Below are 21,134 nucleotides of genomic sequence, written 5' to 3' on the forward strand. Positions count from 1 at the left end.
GCCAGCAGGAATTCGCTTTTAGTCTCAGCCTCGGATGTCGCATCGGTGTCGCTGAAACTGGGCCAAGGGCGTTGAAAAAGTCCGCCGGGATTCGTGGCGCGAGGGGCTGGCGATCGTCAACCAGACAGGTGTGGAGTGGAGACGAGAAGCATGTTGAAGACCATTCTCATGGGCGCTGCGGCGCTTGCAGTCATCGCGGGCCCTGCGCTCGCTCAGGAACGCGTTGTAAACGTCTACAACTGGTCCGATTACATTGATGATGCTATCCTTGAGGAGTTTACCAAGGAAACCGGCATCAAGGTGAACTATTCGGTCTTTGACAGCAACGAGATGCTGGAGACCAAGCTGCTTGCCGGCGGCACAGGCTATGACGTCGTCGTCCCGACCGGGACCTTCCTCGGCCGTCAGATCCAGGCCGGCGTGTTCCAGAAACTGGACAAGTCCAAGCTGACCAACAGCAAGCACATGTGGAAGGAAATCGAGGCCCGTCTGTCCAAGTATGACCCGGGCAATGAATACGCCATCAACTACATGTGGGGCACGACCGGCATCGGCTACAACGTCGACAAGATCAAGGAGCGCATGCCGGATGCGCCGGTCAACTCCTGGGACATGTTCTTCAAGCCGGAGATCGTGTCGAAATTCGCCGATTGCGGCATTTTCGTTCTCGACACGCCGGAAGAAATCATTCCGGCTGCGCTGAACTATCTCGGTCTTGATCCGGACAGCAACAACGCCGAGGACATTGAAAAGGCCGGCGAGCTGCTGGTGTCGATCAAGCCCTATATCCGCAAGTTCCATTCCTCGGAGTATATCAACGCCCTGGCGAACGGCGATATCTGCATGGCTGTCGGCTGGTCCGGTGACATCCTTCAGGCGCGTGATCGCGCTGCGGAAGCCAACAATGGCGTCACCGTGCAGTACACCATCCCGCAGGAAGGTGCGCTGATGTGGTTCGACAACATGGCGATCCCGGCTGACGCCAAGAATGTGGCCGAGGCGCATGAGTTCCTCAACTACATCATGCGTCCGGAAGTGGCTGCCAAGGCCTCCAACTTCGTGTTCTACGCCAATGGCAACAAGGACAGCCAGGCGCTGCTGAACAAGGAAGTCTTCGAGGACACCGCAATCTATCCGGACGAGACCACCGTGCAGAAGCTCTACACGGTTTCGACCAAGGACGCGAAACTGAACCGGGTTCAGAACCGCGTCTGGACGAAGGTCAAGAGCGGAAGCTGACCTAGCGCGGGCCCGGACACACCGGGCCCGCACCACATCAGGGGGCGCCGCGGCAGGTGTGTACGGCTCGCCATTGGCGGGCGGCCGGAGCCGCTGGCGGGTTTGTGAGGGGATGGATTTTGGCCAAGAAACCCGTTGGACCGGTGCGTCGGGCCTTTGCGCCCTGGGAAAACCCGCAGTCCGTTCCTTTTATCGAATTTCGCAATGTTACCAAGCGGTTCGGTGATTTTGTCGCCGTCAACAATCTCAGTCTGAAGATCTACGAGCGCGAGTTCTTTGCCCTGCTCGGCGGGTCGGGTTGTGGCAAGACGACCATGATGCGCATGCTCGCCGGCTTCGAGACGCCGACCGAGGGCGAAATCTTCCTGGACGGACAGTCGCTCGCCGGCGTTCCGCCGTATCGCCGTCCGGCCAACATGATGTTCCAGTCCTATGCCCTGTTCCCGCACATGAGTGTGGAGGCCAACATCGCGTTTGGTCTCAAGCAGGATGGCATGGCCAAGGACAAGATGGCCGAACGCGTGGCCGAGATGCTGCGCCTCACCAAGCTCGAGAAATTCGCGCGGCGCAAGCCGCACCAGCTCTCCGGTGGTCAGCGTCAGCGCGTCGCGCTGGCCCGCTCGCTGGCCAAGCGCCCGAAGGTGCTGTTGCTCGACGAGCCGCTCGGCGCGCTTGATCGCAAGCTGCGCGAGGAGACCCAGTTCGAACTGATGAACCTGCAGGAAGAGCTGAAAATGACCTTCCTTGTCGTCACCCATGACCAGGAAGAGGCCATGACCATGGCCGACCGGATTGCGGTGATGGACGCTGGCGAGATCATCCAGGTGGCAACGCCGGGCGAAATCTACGAGATGCCGAACTCCCGCTTCGTGGCGGATTTCATCGGCGACATCAACCTGATCGAGGCTCGGGTCGTGGCCAAGGTCGAGGGCGGAACGCTGCTGCGGGCCGTCGATGGCTGGGGCGGGTTCGACATCGACACGATCCAGGAGACGTCCGCCGCTGTCGGCGATACCGTCTGGTATGCCATCCGCCCGGAAAAGATGCAGATCGAGGTCGGCCAGGCCGGTCCCCCCGCCGTGAACACGGTCGGAGCTGAAGTCTGGGACATCGCCTATCTTGGTGACGTCTCGATCTATCACTCCCGTCTCGGGGATGCGCAGACCCTGCGGTCTACCGTCGCCAACCGCACCCGTCTCGTCGAGCGGCCGATTGCCTGGGATGATCATGTCGTCCTGTGCTGGGCTCGCGATGCCGGCGTCATTCTCACCGCCTGACGGCCGATCCGGAAAGGGAGTGTGCCCATGGAAACGATCGGTGCGGACAAAGTGAAGTCAAGACTGGGACGCCTCTTCGTGATCGGCGTGCCTTTCCTGTGGCTGTTGGTGCTGTTCCTGGCGCCCTTCTTCATCGTCTTCAAGATTTCGCTGTCCGAAATCGCCGTCGCCATTCCGCCCTATGCCCCGACATTCGACTGGTCGGCCGGCGTGAGCGGTTTCTTCGAAACGCTGTCCGGCTTCAGCCTGGCCAATTATGTCTGGCTGACGGAGGACGACCTCTACTGGCGCTCCTACCTGTCCAGTGTGGTGATCGCCGGCACGTCGACGCTCCTGACCTTGCTGGTCGGGTACCCGATTGCCTATGGCATGGCCCGAAGCCCTAAGGCCTGGCGTCCGACCCTGCTGATGCTGGTGATCCTGCCGTTCTGGACCTCGTTCCTGATTCGCGTCTATGCTTGGATCGGCATTCTCAAGAACGAAGGGCTGCTCAATCAGTTGCTGCTGGCCATGGGCGTGATCAGCGAGCCATTGATCATCCTCAACACCAATTCGGCGGTCTACATCGGCATCGTCTATTCCTATCTGCCATTCCTGGTGCTTCCGCTCTATGCGAGCCTCGAAAAGATGGACGAGTCCCTGCTTGAGGCTGCGCAGGATCTGGGTTGCCCACCCTGGAAGGCATTCTGGACCATCACCTTCCCGCTGTCGCTGCCAGGCGTGGTCGCCGGCTGTTTCCTGGTTTTCATTCCGGCCGTCGGTGAATTCGTGATCCCGGATCTGCTGGGCGGGTCAGAGACCCTGATGATCGGCAAGACGCTGTGGATGGAGTTCTTCAACAACCGTGACTGGCCGGTCTCCTCGGCTGTAGCGGTGGTCCTGTTGCTCATCCTCGTGGTTCCCATCGTGCTGTTCCAGCATTACCAGCACAAAGCAGCGGAGAAGGCGGCATGAGGACTGGTCCTTCCTGGTTCAACGTCACCTCGATCGTGCTCGGCTTTGCCTTTCTGTATTTGCCGATCCTGATCCTGGTTGTCTTCTCGTTCAATGAGTCCCGGCTTGTGACCGTCTGGGGCGGGTTCTCCACCAAGTGGTACGTTGCGCTCCTGAACAACGATCAACTTCTGGAGTCCGCTTTCGTGTCGCTGCGGGTGGCCTTCCTGTCGGCGACACTGGCGACTGTGCTCGGAACAATGGCAGCGCTGGTGCTGGTCCGCATCGGCCGGTTCCGCGGCCGGACGCTGTTTTCCGGCATGATCTATGCACCGCTGGTGATGCCCGAGATCATTCTCGGCCTGTCATTCCTGCTGCTGTTCGTGGCGATTGACCAGCCGCGCGGCTTCTGGACGATCATCATCTCGCACACCACCTTTGCCATGTGCTTTGTCGCGGTGGTGGTGCAGTCGCGTCTCGTCGGCTTTGATCGTTCGCTGGAGGAAGCAGCGCTTGATCTGGGATGCCCGCCGGCCCGGACATTCTTTGTCATCACCCTGCCGCTGATCCTGCCGGGCGTGATCGCCGGCTGGATGCTGGCCTTCACCCTGTCGCTGGACGACCTGGTGATCTCCAGCTTCACCACGGGCCCGGGGGCAACAACGCTGCCGATGAAGATCTACTCCCAGGTGCGCCTCGGGGTGACGCCGGAAATCAACGCCGCTTGTACCATCCTGGTCGGGATCGTGACGGTGGCTGTCGTCATCGCGTCGCTGGCGACGCGGCGTCAGGAGATGCGCCGCGAACGGGACGAGCGCCGCGCCGCTGCGGCCACCGGTTGAGTGCTTCCAGGCAAGTGTTTTGAGAGGTAAAACCCGCCGATGCGTTGCATCTGGCGGGTTTTTCATTGTCTGCCGGATTACACAGGCTTTCCGCGAAATAGTTCGGGCATCAAGCATTGATAAAGACATCAAGGCTAGGGTGTTGTTGAGTGTCCTTGAGCACGTGTCGGTTGCATTTTCGCGACGGGTGGCGTGCAGGGGCGACCACGCAACATCGTGCCCCGGATTGCCGCGTGCCCATGTACAGATTACCGGATGCTGGTAACAGGCTGATCAGCCGGCTGCACAGAGACCCGGACCGCGCCTCGCTTGACGCGCTTTGGCAAGCCCTGCCGGGCGGCGCCGTTTCAACGCCGTTTCAGACGCCGGCGGTGCTTTCCGCGATGGCAGAACATGTATTTGCCGCTCAAGGCGCAGAGCTCCGGATTGTCGAGATCTGCGAAGCCGGCACCGGCCAGTCGGTGATGCTGGTGCCTCTGGTCGTGTTCCGGCGTGGTCCGGTCAAGATGGGCGGTTTTCCGGACTTCGGTCTCGTGGACCAATGCGCTCCTGTTCTTGCCGGCGACATCGAACTGGATGACGCGCTCACCGACCTGCTGTGGGGCTTCATCGAGGATGCCCTTTCTGACGTTGACCTGATCGATGTGAAAAAGGTCCCGCCACGCATTGCCGGTCGTTCCAACCCGTTGCATGCCCTTCCGACCGAGCTTGTGCAGGATCCGATCTATGCGCTCGACCTGACGGCGGGCGAGGGACCGGGCGGTTGGCGCCGCAAGCACGTCTACAAGGAAGCGCGCGGCAAGTACCGCAAGTTCGAGGCGGCCGGCATCCATTTCGTCGAGGCGCGGTCTGCTGCGGACCGTGCCTTTGTTCTCGATCAGCTCCGGCTGCAGCGGCAACATCGCTTTGAGGAAAAGCAGTGGTACAACACCCTCGAAGAAGAGCCTGCGCAGTCCAGTTACATTGACAGTCTCTTGCGTGAACATGGCCCGGACTGTCCGTTGCGGCTGTTTGCCCTCCGGGACGAGACCCGCGTTGCCGGGGCCATTTGTGCGCTGTCTCGAGGCCGCGCATTGTCCGCTATGCTCATATCCATGGGTGGTGAGGAATGGCGCCGCTTCTCGCCCGGGCTTGTCCTGTTTGCCCGATTGATCGACTGGGCTGGCCAGAATGGCTTCACCGAACTGTGCTTTGGCTCTGGCGTCCAGTTCTACAAGACCCGCTTTGGCGGTGACCCCTGGACGATCCACGCCTATGCCCGTCCCCTGACGACGGCAGGTACAGCCTACCTGGCGCTGCGGCGGCTGAAGGCAATTGCGCGCCGGCTGCGCGACGAGACGGCACGCCTTTCGGCACCTGGGGCACCTGCGCAAAGTGCCTGAGGCACGAACGAACCGGACGCTTGATTTTCCCGAGGATACGAGACGTGTCACTGCCCGCCGGCGGGGAGCCTTTCAATTGTGCTATCCCGCCTTCAGACAGTTGACGCGGCCGGAAAATACCGGTCTTGTTGCGTCGCAACCTGACCGCGGCGTCATGTCTGCGTGATGGCCCGGCCGGGAAGGGAGGAGTATCCTTTCGCAGATTGCCAGGGCGCATCCGTAGGTGCTGGAACGTGTGCCGGTCGGTTATGAGGAGACAACGATGAACAAGGTATACCCGAACGCAAAGGCCGCGCTGGATGGCCTTGTGTTTGACGGAATGACCATCATGGCCGGCGGTTTTGGCCTGTGCGGAATCCCCGAGAACCTGATCGTCGCCCTGCGCGACAGCGGCGTGAAAGACGTTACGGCGATTTCCAACAACGCAGGCGTTGATGATTTCGGTCTCGGCCTGTTGCTGCAGACGCGTCAGATCCGCAAGATGGTCTCGTCCTATGTGGGTGAGAATGCCACCTTCGAGAAGCAGTACCTGAACGGCGAACTGGAACTCGAATTCAACCCGCAGGGCACGCTGGCCGAGCGCATCCGCGCCGGCGGTGCCGGCATCCCGGGCTTCTACACCAAGACCGGTGTGGGCACGCTGATCGCCGAAGGCAAGGAACACAAGCAGTTCAACGGCGAGACCTTCATTCTCGAAACCGGCCTCGTGTCCGACCTGTCGCTGGTCAAGGCCTGGAAGGCCGACAAGGAAGGCAACCTCGTCTACCGCAAGACCGCGCGGAACTTCAATCCGATGATGGCGACCGCCGGCAAGGTGACGGTTGTCGAGGTTGAAGAGCTGGTCGAAATCGGCGAGCTGGATCCGGACCAGATCCACACACCGGGCATCTTCGTTGACCGCATCGTGGTCGGTACCTTCGAAAAGCGCATCGAAAAGCGCACCACCCGCGCCGCCTGAAGCCGAGGAGACTGAGCAAATGGCCTGGACTCGTGACGAAATGGCCCAGCGGGCCGCGCAGGAACTGGAAGACGGTTTCTACGTCAACCTCGGCATCGGCATCCCGACGCTGGTGTCCAACTACATCCCCGAAGGCGTGCATGTGACGCTGCAGTCGGAAAACGGCATGCTTGGCATGGGGCCGTTCCCGACAGATGACGAAGTCGACGCCGACCTCATCAACGCCGGCAAGCAGACGATTACCGAGCTGCCGCAGACCTCGTATTTCTCGTCCGCCGACAGTTTCGGCATGATCCGTGGCGGCCACATCGACCTGTCGATCCTGGGCGCGATGGAAGTGTCGGAAAAAGGCGATCTCGCCAACTGGATGATCCCGGGCAAGATGGTCAAGGGCATGGGCGGCGCGATGGATCTTGTCGCCGGCGTCAAGCGCGTGGTCGTCATCATGGACCACGCCTCGAAGGCTGGTGAGAGCAAGCTGCTGAAGGCCTGCACCCTGCCGCTGACCGGCGTTGGCTGTGTTGACCGCATCATTACCAATCTCGGTGTGTTTGATGTTACCCCGGACGGCTTGAAAGTTGTCGAGCTTGCCAAGGACGTAACCGAGGATGAAGTGAAGGCAGCGACGGAAGCCTCCCTCAAGTTCTGATTCTGTATTCAGGCGGATCAATTAATTGATCCGCCTGAATTTCTTCTTGACGTAACGTATGTTTTGTTTACCTCTGCAGCGATTTGCAAAGCGCTGTATATTTTTATTTTCTGTATTTTGTTCCGTTTTGGATCGTTTTCAGACCTCGGACGTCCGGGGCAAACGATCGCTAGTTAATTTCACTTTGCCGGCAATGTTTTTTCTTGCCCACATTCCCACCGCGAATCTCCGGTTTCCCTAGGTGGGAAATTAGGCGGCTCATTTTATGGCCTGGTTTACGGCCTCCGGATGATTTGCTGCGCTGCGTCAATCGGGCCGACATGATTTTCTGCCATGACATGCCGGCACGGATCGCATCACGCGATCAGGGGGGCATATGCGGAAACACCTGGCGAGATTGAAGATCTGGGCCTTGCGGCGGGTATCGAGCCTTCGCACGCGCTTCACATTCTTCGTTGTCTCGCTTTGTGCCATCATGATCGTCATCATGGTCGGAACGGCCAGCTACCTCGATTATCTCGACGAGGAGGCCAAGTCGCTCGCCAACATCCAGGCGATTGCCAACACCGTCAGCCGGTTGGCAACGCCGCAACTTGCCAATCACCACTACCTCATCCTGGCCCAGGAACTGGAGAGCATCGCCGCCAGTGGCATGATCGCTGTCGCCAAGGTCTATGATCCCAGGCGCACGATCCTGATTGATTCCGACCCGGCCACCAGTCTGTTCGACCGTGTTCCCGTAGATCCGTTGCTGCTCCAGGCAATCGAAACATCCCAGCCGATCGATGAGATCAGCGGGACCCTTGTCCAGGTGGCGATGCCAGTCTGGAGCCGCGATGGGCGCTATGTCGCTGGCGCCGTGCTGGTCAGTGCGCGTCACCCCGAGCTCTTCGAAATCCTGTCCCGGATCTGGCAACGCAATGCGGCCGTCGCTGTAATGTTGCTCGCCATGGCGGTTCCCGTGGTGCTTAAATTCGGCAATGGTTTCCTGAAGCCGATCAAACACCTGACCAGAGTTGCCCACCAGATCAGTGCGGGTGATTTCAGCGCCAGGTTTCCGGTTGAGCGCATCGACGAAATCGGCGTTCTTGCGCGTGCCTACAGCAACATGGTCGATGAAATCCGTTCCAACATGGAGCAGATCAACAAGCTCGCCTTCATGGACGGCGTCACGGGCCTGCCAAACCGGGAGTTCTTCCGCCAGCACTTCCAGCGTTGGCAACTTCTTTCAGACGGCAGTCCGCGCCGGATGGCCGTGCTGTTCATTGACCTTGACCGGTTCAAGCGGGTCAATGACAGCTTTGGCCACGATTACGGCGATCTGCTTCTCGGGCAGATTGCCGAGCGGTTTGAAGCGATCCTGCTGGGGCCGCAGATGCAGGGGCGACCTGGTGCCTTGCCGCATGGACCGCTGCGCCGCATGGCGCGCTTCGGGGGGGACGAGTTTGCGCTGATCATTCCGCTGCACGAGCAAGGTTATGGCGAAGCCACGGTTCTTGCCGAAAAGCTGCTGCAGGCGGTGGAGACCCCGTGCCGTGTCAATGGACAGGAACTGTCAGTGGGCGCGAGCATCGGTATTGCAGTTTATCCGGACGACGGCACTGATATGTCTGCGATCCTCAAGCACGCCGACATTGCGATGTATGCGGCCAAAGCCGCCGGTGGAAACGCATTGCGAATCTTCAATCGGACAGACGGTGATGTCCAGGCCCGCGAACGGCTGCGCATGGAGACGGAACTGCGGGTCGCGCTGGCCAGTGACCAGATCACCGTCTTTTTCCAGCCCAAGGTCGATTGTGCTGACGGAAAGATAACCGGCGCAGAGGTGCTGGCACGCTGGAACCATCCCAAGCGGGGACTTCTGGCTCCCGCAGCCTTCATCGAAATCGCCGAGGAGACTGGCCTTATCCTGCGGCTGGGCGACCAGGTACTGGAATTGGCCTGTCGTCAGGGGCGCGAGTGGATTGATGCGGGCCATCCCTTGCCCCTGGCCGTCAATGTCTCTACGCGCCAATTGGAATGGTCCGGCTATACGGACCGGGTTCTGGGAATTCTGCGGGACACCGGTTTTCCCCCTGAGATGCTGGAACTGGAACTGACCGAGACTGTCGCCATGGCCAATCCGGATCTTGTATGCGCGGCAACCCAGCGGCTGCGTGCGGCAGGGATCCGCTTCGCCATAGATGACTTCGGCACAGGCTACTCGAGCCTTGCCCATCTTCAGAACCTGCCGTTCGACACGCTGAAGATCGATCGCTCCTTCATTGCCGGTACGGGTGAGGAGGGGCGGCATCAGCGGATCGTCGAGACCATCCTGGCCATGGCCCGCAACCTGAACTACGAGGTCGTCGCAGAGGGGGTCGAGACGGAGGAACAACTGGCGTTCCTGCGTTCCTGTGGCTGCAAGACGGCGCAAGGTTACCTGTTCAGCAGACCAATGGCCGCATCGATGTTTACCGCCTGGCGACAGCCGTTCCTCGGCGCGACCAACCCGGGTACGCTCCGAGCGGGCTCCAGGACAGGTCAGGCCCGACCGGCCGCCGTCTGATCCGTGCTGGCGGACTTCCGGCTTGTCGCCGCATCCCGGTAGGTTCGGGCGCTGGTTCGGGCCAACAGGATAACAGGGACCAGTCCGACGAGAACAATGGCCAGCGCCGGCAGGGCGGCATCCTCAAAGGCCTCGCGCGATGCGGCCTCGAATACGGTTGTGGCCAACGTGTCGAAGTTGAACGGCCGCAGCAGGATGGTCGCCGGCAGTTCCTTCATGCAGTCGACAAATGTGATGAGCAGCGCAGACAACAGCACCGGCTTGAGCAGCGGCAGGTGCACTTCTGCAAGGATGCGGGTCGCGCGCCGGCCCAATGTCTGCGCAGCCATGTCGAGATGCGGCGATATCTTGTTGAAACCGTCCTCGACCTGCCCATGCGCCACCGCCAGGAAGCGCGCGGTATAGGCGTAGACCAGCCCGGCCCCTGATCCGAGCAACAGGAGCCCCGTGCCGAACCCGAAGACCTGCTTCATGACGGCATCAAGGCCATTGTCGAAGCGGGCCAGCGGAATGAGAATTCCGACCGCCAGAACGGTGCCCGGGACCGCATAGCCGATTGCGGCAATCCGGGCGGCGAGCCGCAATCCGCCGGACTTGCGCAATCGAACGGCATAGACAAGCACCACGGCCAGGGTGACGATGACAAGGCTGGCGATGATGGCCAGCAGGGTGCTGTTCCCCATGGCCTTCAGGAATGCCGGGTCTGTCAGTTGTTCCAGCCGGCGGCTCGAGCGCTCGGCCAGAAGGCTCGCCGGGACAACGAAACCCAGGAACACCGGCAGTGCGCAGGCTAGCATGGCGGCTCCTGCGCGCCATCCACTCAGGCGGTAGGGCGTTGGCGCGTGGTGCTTGCCGCGCGCCTGGTCGAACCGTTGCCGCGCCCTTGCGTGCCGTTCCAGCGTCAGCAACACAAAGACGACGACCAGCATCGCGCAGGCAAGCTGTGCGGCCCCGGCGAGGTTCGAGCGGTTGAGCCAGGTGTCATAGATCGAGAAGGTCAGTGTCTTGACGCCGAAGAAGGTGACCGCGCCAATGTCATTGAGGCATTCCATCAGCGCCAGTGACACGCCAACGGCAATGGCCGGGCGCGACAGCGGCAAGGCCACCCTGGCAAAGACGCGGAACGGCCCGGCTCCAAGAGTGCGGGCGACATCCAGCGTTCCGGCGGACTGCAGCAGGAAGCTCGCTCGCGCGGTCAGGTAGACGTAAGGGTAAAGTACCGCCGACATCACGAAGATCGCGCCGCCGAGCGAGCGCAACTCGGGGAACCAGTAGTCGCGCGCCGAGGTAAAGCCGAACGCGGAGCGGATCGCGGACTGCACCGGACCGGAGTATTGCAGCACTTCCACATAGGCGATGGCGATGATGTAGGTTGGCACCGCCAGCGGCACCAGCAGCGCCCAGTCGAACAGGCCCCTGCCCGGAAAACGGCACATGGTAACGAGCCAGGCCGTCGAGACCCCGGTTAGTGTTGTGGCAAGCCCGACGCCCAGCATCAGCAGGAATGTCGTCTTGAGCGAGCCTGGCAGGACGGTGGTCAGGAGATGGCCCCATACCCCGTCGGATGAACCTGAGGCCAGAACGCCAAGCGAGATCAGCGGCATCAGGACGATGGCCGCCGCAATCCAGGCGAACCCTTGCCACAGCCGGTCTCCGGTCCGGGCCGGCATCACGCCTGCGGACATGCGGGGCTGAACAGGTGAAGGGGAGGCATCAGTCATCGTTCTGCCATAAGCCTGCTGCGGCCTGTAAATGCAAGAGGGCGCCGCGATGGTTTCGCGGCGCCCGGAATTGACAGGTTCAGGTCAGGTCTCAGCTGGCCGGGCCATCATCGAAGCGGACCTTGTCGACCAGTTCGCTGGCAGCCTTGCGGTTCTTGGCCATTTCGGCCAGCGGCAGGGTGTCAGCCTTCAGCGTACCAAAGGACTTGACCAGATCCGACGGCTCGGTGCCCGGGGTGACGGGGTACTCGTGGCTTGCCTCGGCATAGATCTGCTGCGCCTTCGGGGTCGACAGGAACTCGACCAGCTTCAGCGCATTGTCCTTGTTCGGAGCATTCTTGGCCATGACAATGCCGGCAATGTTCACCTGGGTCCCGCGATCATCCGCATTCGGGAACAGGATCTTGGCGGAGGCGGCCCATTCCTTCTGCTCCGGCTCCTTCTCGTTCGTCATCATGGCACCCATGTAGTAGGTGTTGCCGAGCGAGATGTCGCATTCGCCGTTCTTGATGCCCTGCACCTGGCTGCGATCGTTGCCGGTGGGCTTGCGGGCGAGGTTGTCGCGCAGGCCAACAAGCCACTTTTCGGTCTCTTCGACGCCCTTGTGGGCGATCATCGAGGCAACCATGCCGATGGTGTAGACGTGCTGGCCCGAGCGGGTGCAGATCTTGCCCTTCCACTTCGGATCGGCAAGTTCCTCATAGGTGATCGTGTCCTGCTGGACGCGGTCCTTGGAGGCATAGATCACGCGGGCGCGCGTCGTCAGGCCGACCCAGTGACCTTCCGGATCCAGATAGGTAGCGGGAATGTTTTCCTTGACGACATCGGACACGATCGGCTGGGTGATGCCGGCCTGCTTGGCGCCATCGAGGCGGCCGATATCGACCGTCAGCAGCACGTCGGCCGGAGAATTTGCACCCTCGGCGGCGATACGCTCTTCAAGCCCTTCATTGGCGAAGATCACGTTGGTCTTGACGCCGGTTTCGGCAGTGAAGGCATCCAGAAGCGGCTGGATCAGCGTCGGCTGGCGATAGGAGTAGATGTTCACTTCACCATCGGCGAGCGCAGCAGGAGCGGAAACGGCCACGAAAGTGGTCGCCAGCAGCGCGCGGCGGGCGAGGGTCGAAAGTGTATTGAACGCCATGATATCCTCCAGTCGGCAGGGTTAAAGGCCCTGGGAACCCTGTCCTCGAAGGGAGGACAGCACGGACGGATATATGAGTGTAACGCTCCGGAAAGTCAAGAAAACTTGAGAAATCAATAGTTTAGAATTATTATAATGTGAATATGAGTAAAGCAAGCAGGTTTTTCAGTCGGTTCTGGCCGGCTCAGACAGAGCGTTGGTCCGACCGGGCAGTGGCGTTCCGCCGGCAAGAATATCGGCCATCCAGTCCCGGTCGATGTTCTGTCCGGTCAGAACGATCCCGACCTTTCGGCCAGCCATCCTGTCCTTCTCCTGCATCAAGGCGGCAAGCGCGGCTGCGCCCGCGCCTTCAGCCAGATTATGCGTCGACCGGAACAGCCGCCGCGTGGCGCGGCCAATGTCATGGTCGCTGACCCGCAGGATCCGTGCCGCTCCGCTGCGGATAACGGCCAGCGCGTTGGGATCAGCGACGCGCACTGCCATGCCGTCGGCGAAACTGAAGGCGCTGCCTGTGTCCCGGATGTGCCCGGTCTCGAAAGCTTGCGCATAGCCGTCGAACCGGTCGGACACGACGCCGACAACGTCGGTCTTCAGCCCGAGCGCATCACGGGCGGAAATCATGCCACAGATGCCCGATCCAAGCCCGATCGGCACATAGACGGCATCAAGCCGTGGAAAGGCCCGCAGGAACTCGAGCGCATAGCTGGCAACGCCGGCGACAAGATCGGCCTGGAACGAAGCGACAAAGGTCAATCGCCGGGACTGTTGCAACTCTTGGGCATGGGCTTTTGCCGCGTCAAAATCCTCGCCGAATTCGATCAGTTCGGCCCCGAGTGCCCGCATGGCGGCGTTCTTCTCCTTCGAGTTGCCTTTCGGCACGACGATGGTGCAGGTCAGGCCAAACTGGCGGGCTGCGAAGGCCAAGCTCTGGCCATGGTTGCCGCGTGTCGCTGAAATCACGCCACTGCCAGCGGGAAGCTGTTGCGCCAGTCGGGCCAGATGCACGAGCCCGCCCCGAACCTTGAAGGCGCCGACTGGTGTATGGTTCTCGTGTTTGACCGCGACTTCTGCCCCGACCGCCTCTGACAACAGCGGCCAGACATATTGCGGTGTCGGCGGCATGTGGCGATAGACGATGCGGGCGGCGTCTTCTAGGGCAGCAAGGGTCAGCATGGAAGATCCGTCCAATCGGAGGGCAACAAGATCCGCCAACCCTAGCCAATCGGGCTTGCGCCGGGAAGGTGCATTCAGGGCGTATCAAGCTGGGCGGCCGCCGCGTGCACCGGCAGCGTCACGATGGCAATTGCTGCATCGTCCGGGGATGTTGCAATGGCAAAGCCGAGCGCACCGCACATGGCCAGCATGCTGGTGTTTTCCTTCAGCACCTCGCCCTTGATTGTCTCGATGCCGTCGACCCGGGCATAGCGGATGATCAGTTTCATCAAGGCCCAGCCCAGTCCGCGCCCTTTCAGGTCCGAACGCACCATTACCGCATATTCCCCGGTCCGGTGGTCAGGATCGGCATGCAGCCGCACAACGCCGAGCAAGTCCCCGGTTTGCGGATCGATCGCAGCAAGCGCCATGGCCCGATCATAGTCGAGCTGGGTCAGGCGGCTGAGGAACTTGTGATTGAAGTCCTTTACGGGGGCAAAGAAGCGCAGCCGCAGGTCATCCGGAGAAATCTGTTCAAAGAAGGTCCGGAACAGGTCCTCATCATCGGGGCGCACCGGCCGCACGAACACTTCCCAGCCGTCCTTGAGCGGCAGGACTTGTTCCCATTCCTTCGGATAGGGCGCGATGGCGAGCCGCGAGGCACCGCTCCGGCCGGCCTGGCGGGCAGGTTCGCCAAGCACCACACGGGCATCCAGCGCGGTCACCCCGTTGGCGTCGACGGCAAGCGGATTGATGTCCAGTTCCTTCAGTTCCGGCAAGTCGACCGACATCTGCGACAGCTTGACAAGGGTGAGGGCAACAGCGGCACGGTTCTTCTCGGGCTGGCCGCGATGCGCCTGGAACAGGCGGGAGACGCGAGTCCGGCCGATCAGGTTGTCCGCAAGATTGAGATCGAGTGGCGGCAACTCATGCGCGACATCGGCTGACACCTCCACCGAGGTTCCGCCCTGGCCGAATACCATGACCGGTCCGAACAGCGGTTCGTCGGCAATCCCGGTGAAGACTTCCAGGGTCTGGCGGGCGTCGTGCATGGCCTGAACCGTGAAGCCATCGATGCGGGCCTGCGGGTACTTGGCCGTGATCGCGGCGGTCATGTCGCGCGCAGCCGTCTCGGCGGCTTCTGCGGTTTTAAGCCGCAGCCGCAGCCCGTCGATGTCAGACTTGAAGGGCAGGTCCGGTGACCAGACCTTGACCACCAGCGCGGCATGGCGGGTCAGGATGTCTGAGGCAAGCGCCCGGACCGCATCACTATTGGCGGCCAGATGCGTCTCGATCATCGGGATGTCATAGGCCGCCAGCAGATCGGCGGTCTCGCGCGGGTCGAGCATCGTCCGGCCGCCGGCCAGCACCTGGCGCAGCACGTCCCGGGCCTTGTCCGGTTCGGGGGTGAAATCCGCCGGCAGGCTGGGTGGTGCCGCCATCAGCGCCTCCTGGGCTTCGGCGCTGCGGATCTGGTGCAGCACAGCCCGGACGGCTTCTGCCGGGCTGGCAAACACCGGAACTTTCGCTTCATCAAGTGCGCTGCGGGGCAGGGGATCTTCGCCGATGAGGGCTGCGATCAGGGTCTTGCGCCGCCCAAGCCGCTTCATGTCTGCCTTTGCCGCTGCCGCAATGGCTTGTGCGATGTCGCCGGCCGGGATGAAGGGATTTGGCGCGGCCAGCACGAGGACGCCATCGGGCGCCGGATCGGCAAGAACCGCGCTGATTGCGGCGCTGAAAGCCTCGGGGCCAGCCGCCTCCGGCAGGGTCATCGGATTGCCGGGCACCGCTCCCGGCCGCCCGAGCGGCGCAAGCTCGGCGCGTGTCTCTTCGGCAAGTTCGGCCATTTCAGCGCCGCCCTGGATCAGCTTGTCTGCGGCAAGTGTCGCCAGGCTGCGGCCATTGGCAATGATTGCCAGCCTGCGGCATTGCGGTGCGCGCAGGCGAGTTAGCGTCTCGACCGCCTCGAACATCTCGTCGAGGTCGCCGACGCGCAGGATACCGGCCCGTCGCAGGGCACTTTCGAACACCGCATCGCGCTGCGTGACCTTCCCCGCGTGGGTCTTGCCGGTGGCAAAGGCATCACGGCTACGTCCTGTGCGCACCAAAACGACGGGCTTGCCGCGCGCGGCTGCACGGGCTGCCGACAGGAACTTGCGTGGATTGCTGAGGCTTTCGATGTGCAGCAAAATGGCCCGAGTGCGCAGGTCTGCGGCAAAATAATCGATGAGGTCGCCGACATCGACATCCGAGCGCTGGCCAAGTGCGGCAATGCCGGAAAACCCCAGTTTCCGGGCCTTGGCCCAGGTGACAGTGGCGTTGACGATGGCGCTGGACCGGGCAATCAGCGCCAGATCGCCGGCAAGTGGCGGATCCCGAGTCACCAGCAGATCGAGCTTGGCATGGGGCGCGGCCAGTCCGATGCTGCCCGGACCGATCAGGCGCAGGCGTTGCGGCCTTGCAGCGCGCAGGCAGGCGGCAACGGTCGCCTCGGGAAAGCTGTCAAAGCCGGCAGACGCAAACAGGACAACCCGGGCGCCGGTGATGCTGGCGGTCGTCACCAGATCTTCCGCCAGCTCGGCCGGTCCCAGATAGACGACCAGATCGGCGGCAAAGTCGAGGTCGGCAAGAGAGGCGGCGCTTGTGAGGCCGGCCGGATCGACGCCAATCGGATGTTGGATGTTCACCAGCGCGACGGGGCCAGCAAAGCCGGCCGCAGCGAGGCGCTTGAGGAGGTGCAGAAGAACCGCGTCGCCGTGCCGGTTCGGCCCCACGAAGGCGATGCTCGTTGGCTGGAAGGCTGCTTCCAGATTGCGGATCGTCACGGCGGCCTCCTTGAGCATGGCCCTGATGCTGGTTCATTTCGTCAGCAGTAGGACGACAATCAAGTCGGTACCCGGTTTGTATTTCGTTTGCGTGATTGCCGCAGGCCGCGCCTCCCCCGCCAGCGCAGGGCTATCGCATATGAAGTCTGGCACATAATCGATGTTAGGGACTGAGCCTAGAATCAAACCCGGTCGAGGCCTCTCCGCTCCCCTCCCCCTCGTGGGGAGGGGCTTGGGGGTGGGGGGAGCGGACTAAAATCCAGGGTTCACGTTCCTAACTTGGCTTTCATCAGACGCTTTATGACCAAACGACCTGCCGTGCCCCCCACCCCTTACCCCTCCCCACGAGGGGGAGGGGGGCTGAGACACCCCGAAAAGCGTCTGGCCACATATGCGATAGCCCTGCCCAAAGGGGGAAGGGCGGTGCAGTGAGACCTGTCTCAGTGGGCCATCAGAACCGGAACAGTCATGGCAGCCAGGATGTCACGGGTCGCGCCGCCGAACAGGAACTCGCGCACGCGGCTGTGGCCGTAGCCACCCATCACCACCAGATCGTTGCCATTGTCGCTGACATAGTTGAGCAGCGTGTCGGCAACCGAGGTCTGCGGGTTGGTCACCACGTCGACGGTCACGTTCAGGCCGTGGCGGGCGAGGTAAGTCGCCATGTCGGCGCCGGGCTCCCCGGCCATCTTGCGGCTTTTGTTGATGATCAGCACGGTCACCTTCTTGGCCATGGCGAGCATCGGCAGCGCCGCATGCACGGCCCGGGTTGCCGTCGGGCTGCCGTCCCAGGCGACGAGGGCGCTGTCCAGCTTCGGCGACGGCGCGCCGATGTAGGGCACCAGCAGCACCGGCACGCCGCTCTCAAACAGCGCGGTCTCGATCAGCAGTTCGCGCATGGGCTCCGGCTTGTCCGGGTTTTCCTGACCGACGACGATCAGGTCCGTCAGCCGGCAATGCCGCAGCACGGGCTCCATCGGTCCGCCGGTCATCAGTTCCGCCAGCCGGCCTTCGCTCTTGACGGCACCAAGGCGGGCCAGCTCGTTGAAGGCGGCCAGCGACGCCTGCGCGGCGGCCAGAGCCTGCTGCCGGCTGGCCTCGATGAAGTCCGCCGGCAGGGGAGCTGCGGCGAAAGCCGGGACGACCGGCTCGAAGGCCAGTGCAAGACCGGTCACATGCGCGTCGCAACGTCCTGCCAGGTCGATTGCATATTTGGCTGCCGTCTGGTCGCCGGCAAGATCGGTGATCGCCAGAATATCCTTCAAAGCCATGTGCTTCCTCCGTCCGTTGGGCTCCCCGTCGAGCCTGTCACATCCGACAATAGGTCCATTGTCGTGTCCAGACTTTGACGCGCATCAAGACGGAACGGATTCGGGCGGTGGATTCAGGCTGTGGCTTCAGGCCTGGGCGGCCTCCGCTGCCGCCCGGATCTGCGACAGCGAGGCCGCCGGTGTCAGCGCTTCGGGATCGATGAGCAGATGCAGCACCGCCGGCTTGCCGCTGGCCTTGGCCCGGGCGAGGGCGGGCCCGAACTCCGCCGTCTCCCGCACCGTCTCGCCATGGGCGCCATAAGACCGGGCAAGGGCGGCGAAATCCGGATTGACCAGCTTCGTGCCGGAGGGACGGCCGGGATAATGCCGCTCCTGGTGCATGCGGATGGTGCCATACATGCCGTTGTCGATCACCAGCACGATGACTGCCGCATTGTCCTGCACGGCCGTGCCCAGCTCCTGCATGGTCATCTGGAAGCAGCCATCGCCGGCAAAGCAGATGACGTTGCGCTCCGGGAAGGCGAGCTTGGCGGCAATGGCGCCGGGCAGGCCATAGCCCATCGAGCCGGACGTGGGGGCGGCCTGCGTGGCGAAGCGGCGGAAGCGGTGGAACCGGTGCAGCCAGGTGGCATAGTTGCCGGCGCCATTGGTGAAGATCGTGTCCGCGGCCATCTCGGCCTCGATGTGCTCCATCACGCCGGCCATCTGCAGCGCGCCCGGTGTCTGTGGCCTTGCGCCGGACCAGGCCAGATAGTCGGCATGTGCCTCGGCGGCCTGTCCGGTGTTCTTCGGCGCGGTCGGCGGCTGCAGACCTTCGACGGCCTTGCAGAAGCCGGTCGGTGCGGCATTGATCGGCAAGCTGGCGCGGTAGACGCGGCCCAGCTCCTCCGGGTCCGGATGCACATGCACCAGCTGCTGTGCCGGCTCGGGGATCGACAGCAGCGAATAGGACTGGCTCGGCATCTCGGACAGGCGGCCACCGACGAGCAGGATCAGGTCGCTTGCCTTGATGCGTGCCAGCAGCTTCGGGTTGGCGCCAATGCCGACATCGCCGGCGTAGTTCGAATGCAGGTTGTCGAACAGCATCTGGCGGCGGAAGGAACAGGCGACCGGCAGGTCGAAGCGCTCGGCAAAGCGCGTGAAGGCGGCCACCGCCTCCTCGGTCCAGCGGCTGCCGCCCAGGATGGCGATCGGGCGTTCGGCTGCCCACAGGCGCTTCTGCAGGTCGGCCATCTGCGTCAGGCCCGGATGGGTTTCCACCTGCCGCCAGGGCTGCGGTTGGCTCACCTCGGCAAGCTCCACCAGCATGTCTTCCGGCAGCGCCAGCACCACCGGACCCGGCCGGCCGGAGGTCGCGACATGATAGGCGCGGGAGATGAATTCCGGCACGCGTTCGGCGTGGTCGATCTCGGCCACCCACTTGGCAATGCCGCCGAACATCTGCCGGTAGTCGACTTCCTGGAAGGCCTCGCGCTCGCGCATGCCGCGCTCGATCTGGCCGATGAACAGGATCATCGGCGTCGAGTCCTGCGCTGCCACATGCACGCCGGCGGAGGCATTTGTGGCGCCGGGGCCCCGCGTCACCATGCAGATGCCGGGACGGCCGGTCAGCTTGCCATGCGCTTCGGCCATCATCGCCGCGCCGCCTTCCTGACGGCAGATGGTGATGGGGATGCGCGCATCATGCAGCGCGTCGAGAACGGCGAGATAGCTTTCGCCCGGCACGCAGAACACCCGTTCCGCGCCGTGGGTTTCAAGGGCCTCAACGAGGAGCTGCCCGCCTGTCTTCTGCGCCATGTCCGTCACCCGCCATCATTGCGGGGGCACCCCGCAAGGGAATCTCCCTGTGCTATAGCGCAGATCGGGTCGCCGGGACATTCAAGCCGGGGCGCACATGCACGGCTTTTCGCAATGGAGTTATTCCAATATGGAATGCGAACGGGCGATATGGTGTGATTTTTTCACTGATAGGGGCGGCCAAAACGCCGTTCTGGAATGAAAACGGCGCGCAGCAGAAGCCGCGCGCCGGTGTGCAAGCCCCTGTCAGGCGACTGCTTCGGCCGGAATGCGCAGCACCTGACCCGGATAGATCTTGTCCGGATGGCTCAACATCGGCTTGTTCGCCTCGAAGATTTCCATGTAGCGGCCGCCCTTGCCGAGCGTGTCTTCCGCGATCTTCCAGAGCGTGTCGCCCTTGGCAACCGTGTGGAACCGGGCTTCCGGCTCGGTCGTTGCGACGGTGATCTCTTCTTCCACCGAGGCGATGCCGAGCACGTTGCCGGCGGCCAGGATGAGCTTTTCGCGCGCTTCCTGGGTCGGGGCAGCGCCAGCGATCTTCACCTTGTCGCCCGAGACTTCCACCTTGATGTCCCCATCCAGACCAAGCGCGGCCACTTCCTTCTCGATGGCTTCAGCGCTTGCGGCCTCAGGCTCATCGCTGCCCCACAGCTTCTTGCCCGCATCCTTCACAAAATCAAAGAAACCCATGGTCGTGATCCACCCTTGAAAAATACTGCCGCCCGTTTGGTCGACCCTTACAAACATAAGCCTCGCCGGAGGGCGATAGCCCTTGGCCCGCCTCCGACGCCGCTCGTTACCCGGCAATAATAGCACTGGAAAATAACATTACTGTAGATGTAACGTTAGGGAAGCGCCGGAAATTTCCAGGCTGCCGGCTCACACATTGACCACAGTGACCACCTGGAACGTGTGCATCTCCCCGTCCTCGTCACGGATCGACACGTACTCTCCCGGCTCAAAGGCATGCGTGCCGAAGCGGTATCCAGCCTCGTCGTCATCCTCCCCCTCGATGTCATAGTGGAAGGCCCAGGAACCGCCCGGTCGATGGACCAGATGGCCGATTTCTTCCTCTTCGCTGCCCCAGAACCGGCGCACCCGGCAATGGGCCCGTGCCTTCTTCCAGGCGGCAGCATCGATATGGCCGGTCGCGTCCAGCGGTGCCGTGAATTCATAGCCATGCCGGGCGGATCCGTTGGGGTGGTCCTTGGTGCGGGCAAGGTTGAGGCGAATCTTCTTCAGGCCGAGACTGTCGGTCATGGGCGTATCCCTCCATGCGAACCGGCATCTTGCCGGTTTCATCATCCACCCCAGACTGTCACAGTTCTGTGCCCGTTCCTTGAGCAGGATCAAGTCGCCCTTGTCCGGCTTGGCACAGTCTGTCCGAGGGGCCGTT

16 protein-coding genes are annotated in these 21,134 nt (G+C 62.4%); 8 read left to right on the top strand and 8 right to left on the bottom strand.

Annotated elements, in window-relative coordinates:
• The first annotated feature begins 153 nt into the window (after positions 1–153).
• The 8 genes from C8348_RS14370 to C8348_RS14405 all read left to right on the top strand — a co-directional run bounded on the left by C8348_RS14370 (position 154) and on the right by C8348_RS14405 (position 9,828).
• On the top strand, positions 154–1,239 hold the full coding sequence (locus C8348_RS14370) for a polyamine ABC transporter substrate-binding protein (RefSeq protein WP_425270823.1): 1,086 nt from the start codon (positions 154–156) through the stop codon (positions 1,237–1,239).
• A gap of 119 nt (positions 1,240–1,358) precedes the next feature.
• Positions 1,359–2,516 carry an ABC transporter ATP-binding protein gene (locus C8348_RS14375; RefSeq protein ID WP_106754029.1) on the top strand — a complete coding sequence of 386 codons (1,158 nt, stop codon included), beginning with the start codon at positions 1,359–1,361 and terminating at the stop codon, positions 2,514–2,516.
• A gap of 27 nt (positions 2,517–2,543) precedes the next feature.
• Positions 2,544–3,470: an ABC transporter permease subunit gene (locus C8348_RS14380; RefSeq protein ID WP_106754030.1), complete on the top strand. Its 927-nt coding sequence runs from the start codon at positions 2,544–2,546 to the stop codon at positions 3,468–3,470.
• Positions 3,467–4,291, top strand: coding sequence for an ABC transporter permease (locus C8348_RS14385; protein WP_106754031.1), 825 nt, complete (start codon positions 3,467–3,469; stop codon positions 4,289–4,291). Before C8348_RS14380 ends, C8348_RS14385 begins: the two co-directional genes overlap by 4 nt.
• A 383-nt stretch (positions 4,292–4,674) precedes the next feature.
• The gene (locus tag C8348_RS14390; protein WP_157950437.1) at positions 4,675–5,673 is read left to right on the top strand and encodes a GNAT family N-acetyltransferase; all 999 of its coding nucleotides are present in this window, start codon (positions 4,675–4,677) and stop codon (positions 5,671–5,673) included.
• 262 nt (positions 5,674–5,935) lie between these two features.
• A complete protein-coding gene (locus tag C8348_RS14395; RefSeq protein ID WP_106754033.1) occupies positions 5,936–6,631 on the top strand; it encodes a CoA transferase subunit A in 696 nt (231 codons plus the stop codon).
• Between the two features lie 19 nt (positions 6,632–6,650).
• A complete protein-coding gene (locus tag C8348_RS14400; RefSeq protein WP_106754034.1) occupies positions 6,651–7,280 on the top strand; it encodes a CoA transferase subunit B in 630 nt (209 codons plus the stop codon).
• Between the two features lie 376 nt (positions 7,281–7,656).
• The gene (locus tag C8348_RS14405) at positions 7,657–9,828 is read left to right on the top strand and encodes a putative bifunctional diguanylate cyclase/phosphodiesterase (protein ID WP_208983762.1); all 2,172 of its coding nucleotides are present in this window, start codon (positions 7,657–7,659) and stop codon (positions 9,826–9,828) included.
• On the opposite strand, the gene C8348_RS14410 is transcribed toward C8348_RS14405, so the two are convergent.
• From C8348_RS14410 to C8348_RS14445, 8 genes are all read right to left on the bottom strand, one after another.
• Positions 9,804–11,513 (bottom strand): ABC transporter permease, encoded by a 1,710-nt coding sequence (locus C8348_RS14410; RefSeq protein WP_244294016.1) that lies wholly within the window; start codon positions 11,511–11,513, stop codon positions 9,804–9,806. The two genes, C8348_RS14405 and C8348_RS14410, sit on opposite strands and share 25 nt — an antisense overlap.
• Positions 11,514–11,640: 127 nt before the next feature.
• A complete protein-coding gene (locus C8348_RS14415) occupies positions 11,641–12,693 on the bottom strand; it encodes a Fe(3+) ABC transporter substrate-binding protein (protein ID WP_106754035.1) in 1,053 nt (350 codons plus the stop codon).
• Between the two features lie 165 nt (positions 12,694–12,858).
• Positions 12,859–13,866, bottom strand: coding sequence for a threonine dehydratase (locus C8348_RS14420; protein ID WP_106754036.1), 1,008 nt, complete (start codon positions 13,864–13,866; stop codon positions 12,859–12,861).
• Positions 13,867–13,940: 74 nt separating this feature from the next.
• A complete protein-coding gene (locus C8348_RS14425) occupies positions 13,941–16,670 on the bottom strand; it encodes a bifunctional acetate--CoA ligase family protein/GNAT family N-acetyltransferase (protein ID WP_106754073.1) in 2,730 nt (909 codons plus the stop codon).
• Positions 16,671–17,110: 440 nt separating this feature from the next.
• On the bottom strand, positions 17,111–17,941 hold the full coding sequence (locus tag C8348_RS14430; protein WP_106754037.1) for a universal stress protein: 831 nt from the start codon (positions 17,939–17,941) through the stop codon (positions 17,111–17,113).
• A 126-nt stretch (positions 17,942–18,067) separates the two neighbouring features.
• Positions 18,068–19,738: a thiamine pyrophosphate-binding protein gene (locus tag C8348_RS14435; RefSeq protein WP_106754074.1), complete on the bottom strand. Its 1,671-nt coding sequence runs from the start codon at positions 19,736–19,738 to the stop codon at positions 18,068–18,070.
• A gap of 246 nt (positions 19,739–19,984) precedes the next feature.
• Positions 19,985–20,428: a peptidoglycan-binding protein LysM gene (gene lysM / locus C8348_RS14440; RefSeq protein WP_106754038.1), complete on the bottom strand. Its 444-nt coding sequence runs from the start codon at positions 20,426–20,428 to the stop codon at positions 19,985–19,987.
• A 189-nt stretch (positions 20,429–20,617) separates the two neighbouring features.
• Positions 20,618–20,998: a hypothetical protein gene (locus C8348_RS14445; protein WP_106754039.1), complete on the bottom strand. Its 381-nt coding sequence runs from the start codon at positions 20,996–20,998 to the stop codon at positions 20,618–20,620.
• Between the last annotated feature and the right edge of the window lie 136 nt (positions 20,999–21,134).

The sequence above is a fragment of the Pannonibacter carbonis genome (assembly GCF_003012935.1).
In the GTDB taxonomy this organism is placed as follows: domain Bacteria; phylum Pseudomonadota; class Alphaproteobacteria; order Rhizobiales; family Stappiaceae; genus Pannonibacter; species Pannonibacter carbonis.

Excerpts from the sequence above, each read along its gene's own strand:
- C8348_RS14380 (WP_106754030.1), top strand. The coding sequence starts at position 2,544 with ATGGAAACGATCGGTGCGGACAAAGTGAAGTCAAGACTGGGACGCCTC.
- C8348_RS14385 (WP_106754031.1), top strand. The coding sequence starts at position 3,467 with ATGAGGACTGGTCCTTCCTGGTTCAACGTCACCTCGATCGTGCTCGGC.
- C8348_RS14390 (WP_157950437.1), top strand. The coding sequence starts at position 4,675 with ATGGCAGAACATGTATTTGCCGCTCAAGGCGCAGAGCTCCGGATTGTC.
- C8348_RS14395 (WP_106754033.1), top strand. The coding sequence starts at position 5,936 with ATGAACAAGGTATACCCGAACGCAAAGGCCGCGCTGGATGGCCTTGTG.
- C8348_RS14400 (WP_106754034.1), top strand. The coding sequence starts at position 6,651 with ATGGCCTGGACTCGTGACGAAATGGCCCAGCGGGCCGCGCAGGAACTG.
- C8348_RS14405 (WP_208983762.1), top strand. The coding sequence starts at position 7,657 with ATGCGGAAACACCTGGCGAGATTGAAGATCTGGGCCTTGCGGCGGGTA.
- C8348_RS14410 (WP_244294016.1), bottom strand. The coding sequence starts at position 11,513 with ATGTCCGCAGGCGTGATGCCGGCCCGGACCGGAGACCGGCTGTGGCAA.
- C8348_RS14415 (WP_106754035.1), bottom strand. The coding sequence starts at position 12,693 with ATGGCGTTCAATACACTTTCGACCCTCGCCCGCCGCGCGCTGCTGGCG.
- C8348_RS14420 (WP_106754036.1), bottom strand. The coding sequence starts at position 13,866 with ATGCTGACCCTTGCTGCCCTAGAAGACGCCGCCCGCATCGTCTATCGC.
- C8348_RS14430 (WP_106754037.1), bottom strand. The coding sequence starts at position 17,941 with ATGGCTTTGAAGGATATTCTGGCGATCACCGATCTTGCCGGCGACCAG.
- C8348_RS14435 (WP_106754074.1), bottom strand. The coding sequence starts at position 19,738 with ATGGCGCAGAAGACAGGCGGGCAGCTCCTCGTTGAGGCCCTTGAAACC.
- lysM (WP_106754038.1), bottom strand. The coding sequence starts at position 20,428 with ATGGGTTTCTTTGATTTTGTGAAGGATGCGGGCAAGAAGCTGTGGGGC.
- C8348_RS14445 (WP_106754039.1), bottom strand. The coding sequence starts at position 20,998 with ATGACCGACAGTCTCGGCCTGAAGAAGATTCGCCTCAACCTTGCCCGC.